We start from the raw sequence: 8,251 nt of genomic DNA, 5'->3' as shown, positions 1-8,251 counted from the left end.
CATGACCCGGCGCATGAAGGTCGTATTGACCTGCGTCAAACCGGACCAAACGCAAGACCGCTAGTAAGACTTATCCGAAAACTGCGGGCGGGGGATGACATGACCACCGTTTGCCTGAAGTGGTTGATAATTGCCGGCCTTACTGCCGGCAGTGCTGGTAAGGCTCAGGCTGAAGACGTCGACATCGGTAAGTCAGAATTTCAGTCTTCGTGCGCGAGCTGTCATGGTACGGATGGAAAGGGCAAAGGGCCTGTTAGCGGGCAGCTCAAGGTACCGCCTTCCGATTTGACGATGTTGGCCAAGAACAACAACGGGGTCTTTCCCACGAACGCTGTTTATGAAACCATTCATGGATCGAAAACAATTCCCGCTCACGGCACTCGTGAAATGCCAATTTGGGGGGAGCGATTTAATCCCATCGTCAACCTGCCTCATTATGTTGATCCGTCTTATTGGAAGATGGCCGGGCCGGAGAAAAGCCCGGAAGTCGTCGTGCGAACACGCATCCTTGCTGTGATCGATTATCTAAATCGTATTCAGCAAAAGTAGGCGACGGCAGTGGCGAACATCGTCTAATGAAAGCGCCCTCGGATGGTGAAATCAGAGGGCGCGAATTTCTCCGGGGCCTGCAGGAAAATGCATCGGCCTCACGGCCGCTGAATTGGAGCTTCGCTGTGCTGGCCCCAAGACTGGGCGGAGGATGCGGCTAATCAGCGTGCCGCATCGGAACGCCCGCTCTATCGGAGAATTCCTTTGCCTTCTCGCTCGCTAACAGCCTTAGGAGCATTTGCCGCCTTTCGCTTGTGATCATAGGATCGGCAAGCTGTCTCTCGAAATGATCAGGTTCTCGCGGTGGATGAATGCTTCCATCGGTCCCATCACCCTCTCCCTGTTTGACCTCGGTGTGCTCTCGAAGCAGCGCCGGTCCTAGGTTGAGTACCCAAGGACCGTAGTTGCATATGAACGTAGCCAATGCGCTGCGGTAATTGTCCTCTGGTGCACCTTGTATCGGGGAGCAGCGCGCGAAGGTCCAAGCGACCGGCGATCGCCCGGGTCCTTCCGAGCGCGTGAGTACATGCGGGACCCCGCGACCGCATCTATTGAGGATATCTGCTGCGAGAAAATCCGTGGTTGCAGTTGCAGGGTAGGCAACACGTCTGCTGAGGACACGTCTCGCGCCATCGGCGTCGATTGCATCTCACCGCGCATTCGTGACGACGGCCAACGCCCCTCATCTGCGGTGAGACGAGCGGAGTTTATGCGACCTGTCGCTTCGGTTTGCCGCAGTTGCTGCATAAAATTGCCCTTGTAGGCGAGGCAAATCAGCTTGCGGTTCACGGACACGACGCAAGCAAGTGCCAACGGCGCGCGTCCACAGATGGATTGATCAAGGAAGGGTTCCGTCATGCGAAAATTTTTGGGGCTCGCCGTCACGATTGTCTGCGCCACAATCTCCACGGCAGATTCCGCGTCGGCCAAGAAGATGAAGCAAGTGCTCGAAGCGAAGATGGCCTGCGCCAAGGCCCCATCCGATCAGACTATCGGGCCAAAATTCCTATTGCATGTGAAGCGCATGTGCGAGGGCAAGACGGAGTGCAGCGTCGGGCCAGGTGAGTTGTTCGCGGCCGAAGACATGGAGCGCTGGGGATGCAACAAGGGATACTCCGTTCTCATCAGCTGCGGCGGCAGTGACAAGCAGCGGTATCCTTCCGACAACGTGAAACAGAAGGTCGACCTGTTTTGCGACGAGCCATAACCGCGATCGGCCTGCCCGGACGTCGTGCCGGCGCGATTGGACACGGCACCGCGAACCGCCGGCCGCCATCAACTTGCCTGTGCTCCGCCATTTATACGGTCGGGCTAATCACGGGAGGTGCCGGTCGGGGGTCGCCCGTCGACAGTGGTTGCGGCAAGGTAACGGGCCAGTTCGCCGCGGGGATCCTCGCGAAAACTCTGACGCTCCCGGAGCTCGGGCGGCTCCCGCCAGCCCGGCTCGACGCCGGTCATGTCGGGCAGTTCATGGGCGATGCCCTTGTGGCAATCGATGCAGGTCCTCTCTCCGGAGACGAGAAACTTGCCATGGATTTCCGCCGCGCGCCGTGTCTGCTTGGTGAAGTCCATCGCTGCCGAGGAATGGCAGTTGCGGCATTCCAGGGAATCGTTGGCCTTCAGCCGCGCCCATTCGTGCTTGGCGAGTTCGAGCCGGTGATTCTGAAACTTCTGCCTGGTGTCGATCGTCCCGAAGATCTTGCCCCAGACCTCCTTTGACGCCTGCATCTTGCGGGCGATCTTGTCGGTCCAGTCGTGCGGCACGTGGCAGTCGGGACAGGTAGCCCGGACGCCCGAACGGTTCGAGAAGTGGGGCGTGTGCTGCAACTCCTGGAAGACGTTGTTGTGCATCTCGTGGCAGGAGGTGCAGAACTTCTCGGTGTTGGTGACTTCAAGCGCGGTATTGAAGGCGCCCCAGAACAGCACGCCGCAGATGAAGCCGCCGAGCGCGAGAAAGCCGAGGCTGAGATGCGTGCTGGGGCGGCTGGCGATACGCCAGAACCAGATCAGCAGTTCCTTGAGCCGCTTCATCGCCCACTCACTTCTTCTCGGGTTCGACGAGCAGCATGTCCTTGAACGTGCTCGGGACCAGCGGCTGTGCGTCCGTTTGCTGAACATGGCAGGCGGTGCAGAAGTAGCGCCGCGGGGTGACGTCGGCGAGCACCTGCCCGTTGCGGTCCATGAAGTGGGTGACGCTGATCATCGGCGCACCCGAGCCTTCGGTGAATTGCCGCCGGTGACAGTCGAGGCAGCGGTTGGTCTTGAGCGTGAGCTGATAATTGTCGATCGAGTGCGGAATGATCGGCGGCTGCTCCGGATAGTTGCGCATCAGCCGCTTGTCATCTATGACGGGCCGCGCCAGAGGCGGTGCCGGCACATCTCCCATCGGCGTCGCCGCGCCGGTGACGCGCGGCACCACCTGCGGCGCGTTCTGCGCATAGATTGCGCCGCAGGCGAACACCAGCATGCCGCCAAGCAGCGCACCCGTGATGGCGAAGCGAAGCTGCTTCAGGCCGGAATGATCTTGACCGCGCATTTCTTGAAGTCCGTCTGCTTGGAAATGGGATCGGTGGCGTCCAGCGTCACCTTGTTGATGAGCTGGCTGGCGTCGAACCAGGGCACGAACACCACGCCGCGCGGCATCCGGTTGCGGCCCTTGGTGTCGATCCGGCTCCTGATTTCGCCGCGCCGGGAAACCACGCGGACCTCCGCACCCTCATTGATGCCCCGCGCGCGGGCGTCCTCGGCATGCATGTAGACCCTGGCGCCGGGATAGGCCTTGTAGAGCTCGGGCACGCGCATGGTCATGGAGCCGGAGTGCCAATGTTCGAGCACGCGGCCGGTGACCAGCCAGATGTCGAACTCCTTGTCCGGAGATTCGGCCGGCGGCTCGTAGGGCACCGCGATGATCCGCGCCTTGCCGTCCTTGTTGCCGTAGAACTCGACGCCCTTGCCCGGCTTCACATAGGGATCAAGGCCTTCGCGATAGCGCCACTTGGTCTCCTTGCCGTCGACGACGGGCCAGCGCAGCCCCCGCACCTCGTGGAGGGTGTCGAAATCAGCGACATCGTGGCCGTGCCCACGGCCGAACTGGGCGTATTCCTCGAACAGTCCCTTCTGCACGTAGAAGCCGAACGCCTTCGCTTCGCGGTTCTCGTACTCGGCGGGGATTTCGGTCGCCGGGAATTTGTCGACATTGCCGTTGCGGAAGAGAACGTCGAACAGCGTCTTGCCGCGATAATTGGGATTGGCGTCGAGGATCTGCGCCGGCCACACCTCGTCGGTGATGAAGCGTTTTGAGAATTCCATCATCTGCCAGAGATCGGAGCGCGCTTCGCCGGGCGCGTTGACGAGCTGCCGCCAGACATGGGTGCGGCGCTCCGCGTTGCCGTAGGCGCCTTCCTTCTCCACCCACATCGCAGCGGGGAGCACGAGATCGGCTGACATCGCCGTGACGGTCGGGTACGCGTCCGACACGACGATGAAATTGTCCGGATTGCGGTAGCCGGGATAGGTCTCGCGCGAACTGTTCGGCGCGGCCTGCACGTTGTTGTTCACCTGAACCCAGTAGAAGTTCAGCTTGCCGTCATGAAGCATGCGGTCCTGCTCGACGGCGTGATAGCCCGGCTTTTCGGGAATGATGCCGTGCGGGATGCGCCAGATTTCTTCCGCGTGCTTGCGGTGCTCCGGATTGGTGACGACCATGTCGGCGGGCAGACGATGCGCGAAAGTGCCGACCTCGCGCGCCGTCCCGCAGGCCGAGGGCTGGCCGGTCAGCGAAAACGGCGAATTGCCGGGCTCGGAGATCTTTCCGGTCAGGAGGTGCAGATTGTAGAGGAGCTGATTGGCCCAGACACCGCGGACATGCTGGTTGAAGCCCATCGTCCAGAGCGACATCACCTTGCGTTTCGGATCGGCATAGAGCTCGGCGAGTTCCTGCAGGAAGCCGGGCTCGACGCCTGACAGCTCCGACACCTTGTCGATCGTGTAGTCCTTCACGAAGGCCGCATAGGCATCAAAGTCGATCGGCTGGGTCGCACCTGCATTTGCCGCGCCTTTGGCTTTGACTTCGAGCGGATGGTCCGGGCGCAAGCCGTATCCGATATCGACCGTGCCTTTCACAAAGGTCGTATGGTTCTTCACGAAATCCTGGTTGACCCGCCCCGTCGTGATGATGTGGTTGGCGATGTAGTTCAGGATCGCCAGATCCGTGCCCGGCTTGAACACGATCGGGATGTCGGCGAGGTCGGAGCTGCGGTTGGTGAAGGTCTGGAGCACCGCCACCTTCACATGCGGCTGGCTCAGCCGGCGGTCGGTGAGACGCGTCCATAGAATCGGATGCATCTCGGCCATGTTCGAGCCCCACAGCACGAAGGCGTCGGCAGCTTCGAAATCGTCATAGCAGCCCATCGGCTCGTCCATGCCGAAAGTGCGCATGAACGCGACCGCTGCGGAGGCCATGCAGTGGCGCGCGTTGGGATCGAGATTGTTGGAACGGAATCCGGCCCGCATCAGCTTGGTGGCGGCGTAGCCTTCATAAACCGTCCATTGCCCTGAACCGAACATGCCGAGCGCCGTCGGGCCCTTCTCCTTCAGCACCGCCTTGGCGCGCGCGGCCATGACGTCGAAGGCTTCGTCCCAGCTCACCGGCGTCAGCTCGCCGTCCTTCGCGAAGGCGCCGCCCTTCTTGCGCAAAAGCGGCGTGGTCAGGCGGTCGGCGCCGTACATGATCTTGGAGAGGAAATATCCCTTGATGCAGTTCAGCCCGCGATTGACCTCGGCGAGCGTATCGCCGTGGGTGGCGACGACCTTGCCGCTCTTGACGCCCACCATCACCCCGCAGCCGGTGCCGCAGAAGCGGCACGGCGCCTTCGACCATTTGATTTCCAGCGAGCCGACGCCGCCCTGCACCGGCTGCGCGGCCGCAGGCGTGGCGATGCCGGCGGCTGCAGCGGCCACAGCGGCGGCCTGCGCCTTCAACAATTCGCGTCGCGAGAGTGACATGACCCTAGTCTCCGATATCGGCTGATCTTTCGACCTGCTCGAACACCATGTTGGCCGACAGGACTCCCTGCCAGCATGCGATTTCGGCGAGGCGGCCACCGAGGATTCCGCTCTCGGCCGCCTCCATCACGATGACGATCTTTCTGTCGTCGCGCTGATGGATCTCGACGTCCGGCAGCGCCGCGAGCGCCTGCAGCACGTCGTCCCGATGTTTGGGCAGCACGGATACGACCGCGCTCGAAATGTGGATGGTGGCTTCGCCAGTCATGCGATGTCTCCGCCACGCGCAGCGCCCAGCGCGATCGTCGCGCCCGGGCAGGCGGCGATGCATTCACCGCATCCGGTGCAGGCGGCTTCATTGATGAAGGCCTGGGGCGGCAATCCTATGCGAGGGCGGAAATGAATCGCGGAAGCAGCACATGCATCGCCGCAGGAACGGCAGAAGATGCCGGCTTCGGCGAGGCATTCGTCACCGATGACGGCGACCGGCTTGGTGAGGAATTGACCGCGAAACAGAGCGCGGCGCGAGGGGCCCTGGGGTTGCGAAGGTCCTTGGGTTTGCATGGCGTTTCATGCTCCCGGAGGACCGGGCGGCCCCAGGATCAACTGGGACATCCACACCAGAAAGCCGTAGCCACCGACCACGCCAACGGCGACCACTGGCCAGATGAAGGCGGCGATGATGGCGAACACCAGGAATTCGGCACGTCGACTTGCCCCGTGCACCTTTTCCGGCTGGGCATCATGTTTACCTGACGTGTCGCTCATACAACGACCTGCCACTTTCAGAAATCGAACAGTGCTGACCGGCCGCACGCTCCCGTGCGTGCCAGTCAACCTGCCGCTTGCAATCGGACGGATGGGCGGCGACGTGCCCGCTCCGTTGCAGGATGTTCGACCGCGCGTGCCGGAAGCTTAACCGCGGTCAGGCAAAGCCTTCATTGATCTGGATCAAATAATGAAGGTCAAAGGATTGGATTATTTGACGATATTCGGCATCCCCGATGTCGCCGGGGAGGCTGCATGTACCAGATGAGCTAAGCCGCGCGCCGCAGATCTTCCGCCAGCGCGCGGTAGGACAGCGCTTCGGCCAGATGCAGCCGGCCGATTTTCTCCGCACCATCGAGATCGGCGAGCGTGCGCGCGACGCGGAGCACGCGGTGATAGCCGCGTGCGGTGAGCTTCATGGTGTCGGCGGCGTCGCGCAACAGTTTCTGGCCCTGCGCATCCGGCTGCGCGATCGTTTCCAGGAGCGAGGCCGGTGCCTCGGCATTGGTGCGGATCTGCGGCATGCCGGCGGCTGCGTAGCGTGCGAGCTGGATGTCGCGGGCGGCGGCGACGCGGGCGGCGACTTCGGCCGAGCCTTCGGATGGCGGCGGCAGGATCAGGTCGGCGGCGGTGACTGCCGGGACCTCGATGCGCAGGTCGATGCGGTCCATCAGCGGGCCGGAGATGCGCATCTGATAATCCGCGGTGCAGCGCTCGATGGGGGCGCGGCGGCAGGAATAGCCGGGGTCATAGGCCTGGCCGCAACGGCAGGGGTTCATCGCCGCGACCAGCATGAAGCGCGCAGGGTAAGTGACGCGGTGGTTGGCGCGCGACACCGAGACCTCGCCGTTCTCAAGCGGCTGGCGCAGGGAATCGAGCACGCGCGGATCGAACTCCGGCAGTTCATCGAGAAACAAGACGCCCTGATGCGCCAGCGAAATCTCGCCAGGTTTGGCACGCAGGCCGCCGCCGGTCAGCGCGGCCATGCTGGCCGAATGATGGGGGCTGCGGAATGGCCGCCGCGCCGTCAGCGCGCCGTCGCGGATTTCGCCGGCGACGGAGGCGATCATCGACACTTCCAGCAATTCGGATGGCGACAGCGGCGGCAGGATCGAGGGCAGCCGCGCCGCGAGCATCGACTTGCCGGCGCCGGGCGAGCCGATCATCAGCAAGTGATGTCCGCCGGCTGCCGCAATCTCCAGTGCACGCTTTGCGCTTTCCTGGCCCTTGATGTCGCGCAGGTCGAGATGGGCTGCTTCCTGCTCGTGCACGCGCGGCTGTGGGCGCGACAGCACCTGCGTGCCCTTGAAATGGTTGGCGATCTGGATCAGCGATTTGGCCGCGATGATCTGGATATCGGGGCTCGCCCAGGCGGCTTCCGAGCCACACGCCGCCGGACAGATCAGCCCTTCCTCGCGCGCGTTCGCTCCGATCGCGGCCGGCAACACGCCGGCGACCGGCGCGATCGATCCGTCGAGCCCGAGTTCGCCGAGCACGGTAAAGCCGTTGAGCGCATCCGGCGGGATGGCGCCGATCGCCGCCATCAGCCCGAGCGCGATCGGCAGGTCATAGTGGCTGCCTTCCTTTGGCATGTCGGCCGGTGCGAGGTTGACGGTGATGCGGCGGGCGGGGAGCGCCAGGCCCGAGGCGATCAGGGCCGAGCGGACCCGCTCCCGCGCCTCCGATACCGCCTTGTCCGGCAGGCCGACGATCGCGAACGCCGGCAAGCCGGGCGCGACCTGCACCTGCACGTCGACCGCGCGGGCAGCGATCCCTTCAAAGGCTACAGTAGATACCCGCGCAACCATGCCGCCCCTCGTGACGCAATCGAAGGTAGCGGGGAACCGGAGGGTAAGTCAAGAACATTTGAAGAACATAGGCGCAAACGATCCTGTCTGCGCCGTCTGCCTGTCAGACCGGCACAACCTCG

The 8,251-nt window shown here is 63.0% G+C and carries 9 protein-coding genes; 2 read left to right on the top strand and 7 right to left on the bottom strand.

The features are described 5' to 3' along the window. On the top strand, positions 1 to 549 hold a 549-nt coding region (locus CQ14_RS34590; protein ID WP_245320750.1), incomplete at its 5' end, for a c-type cytochrome. An 868-nt stretch (positions 550 to 1,417) separates the two neighbouring features. Continuing rightward, a complete protein-coding gene (locus tag CQ14_RS34585) occupies positions 1,418 to 1,756 on the top strand; it encodes a hypothetical protein (RefSeq protein WP_156435766.1) in 339 nt (112 codons plus the stop codon). A gap of 104 nt (positions 1,757 to 1,860) precedes the next feature. Here the strand turns inward: CQ14_RS34585 and CQ14_RS34580 are convergent, their stop codons facing one another. The 7 genes from CQ14_RS34580 to CQ14_RS34550 all read right to left on the bottom strand — a co-directional run bounded on the left by CQ14_RS34580 (position 1,861) and on the right by CQ14_RS34550 (position 8,129). Beyond that, complete coding sequence (locus CQ14_RS34580; RefSeq protein WP_057862228.1) at positions 1,861 to 2,580, bottom strand: cytochrome c3 family protein; 720 nt, start codon at positions 2,578 to 2,580, stop codon at positions 1,861 to 1,863. 7 nt (positions 2,581 to 2,587) lie between these two features. Further along, positions 2,588 to 3,085 carry a nitrate reductase cytochrome c-type subunit gene (locus CQ14_RS34575; protein WP_057862227.1) on the bottom strand — a complete coding sequence of 166 codons (498 nt, stop codon included), beginning with the start codon at positions 3,083 to 3,085 and terminating at the stop codon, positions 2,588 to 2,590. After that, a complete protein-coding gene (napA, locus tag CQ14_RS34570; RefSeq protein WP_057862226.1) occupies positions 3,058 to 5,553 on the bottom strand; it encodes a periplasmic nitrate reductase subunit alpha in 2,496 nt (831 codons plus the stop codon). Before napA ends, CQ14_RS34575 begins: the two co-directional genes overlap by 28 nt. A 4-nt stretch (positions 5,554 to 5,557) precedes the next feature. Further along, a complete protein-coding gene (locus tag CQ14_RS34565; protein ID WP_057862225.1) occupies positions 5,558 to 5,821 on the bottom strand; it encodes a chaperone NapD in 264 nt (87 codons plus the stop codon). Beyond that, on the bottom strand, positions 5,818 to 6,117 hold the full coding sequence (locus CQ14_RS34560) for a 4Fe-4S dicluster domain-containing protein (protein ID WP_057862224.1): 300 nt from the start codon (positions 6,115 to 6,117) through the stop codon (positions 5,818 to 5,820). The genes CQ14_RS34565 and CQ14_RS34560 overlap by 4 nt, the downstream gene beginning before the upstream one ends. Positions 6,118 to 6,123: 6 nt before the next feature. After that, a complete protein-coding gene (locus tag CQ14_RS34555; protein WP_057862223.1) occupies positions 6,124 to 6,321 on the bottom strand; it encodes a nitrate reductase in 198 nt (65 codons plus the stop codon). Positions 6,322 to 6,590: 269 nt separating this feature from the next. Continuing rightward, the gene (locus CQ14_RS34550) at positions 6,591 to 8,129 is read right to left on the bottom strand and encodes a YifB family Mg chelatase-like AAA ATPase (RefSeq protein WP_057862222.1); all 1,539 of its coding nucleotides are present in this window, start codon (positions 8,127 to 8,129) and stop codon (positions 6,591 to 6,593) included. Positions 8,130 to 8,251 lie beyond the last annotated feature (122 nt).

The organism is Bradyrhizobium lablabi, assembly GCF_001440475.1.
GTDB lineage: Bacteria > Pseudomonadota > Alphaproteobacteria > Rhizobiales > Xanthobacteraceae > Bradyrhizobium > Bradyrhizobium lablabi.
Note: the sequence above shows the minus strand (reverse complement) of the source record. Positions and strands in the feature narration are given on the sequence as shown.

Excerpts from the sequence above, each read along its gene's own strand:
- CQ14_RS34555 (WP_057862223.1), bottom strand. The coding sequence starts at position 6,321 with ATGAGCGACACGTCAGGTAAACATGATGCCCAGCCGGAAAAGGTGCAC.
- CQ14_RS34560 (WP_057862224.1), bottom strand. The coding sequence starts at position 6,117 with ATGCAAACCCAAGGACCTTCGCAACCCCAGGGCCCCTCGCGCCGCGCT.
- CQ14_RS34580 (WP_057862228.1), bottom strand. The coding sequence starts at position 2,580 with ATGAAGCGGCTCAAGGAACTGCTGATCTGGTTCTGGCGTATCGCCAGC.
- CQ14_RS34550 (WP_057862222.1), bottom strand. The coding sequence starts at position 8,129 with ATGGTTGCGCGGGTATCTACTGTAGCCTTTGAAGGGATCGCTGCCCGC.
- napA (WP_057862226.1), bottom strand. The coding sequence starts at position 5,553 with ATGTCACTCTCGCGACGCGAATTGTTGAAGGCGCAGGCCGCCGCTGTG.
- CQ14_RS34575 (WP_057862227.1), bottom strand. The coding sequence starts at position 3,085 with ATGCGCGGTCAAGATCATTCCGGCCTGAAGCAGCTTCGCTTCGCCATC.
- CQ14_RS34565 (WP_057862225.1), bottom strand. The coding sequence starts at position 5,821 with ATGACTGGCGAAGCCACCATCCACATTTCGAGCGCGGTCGTATCCGTG.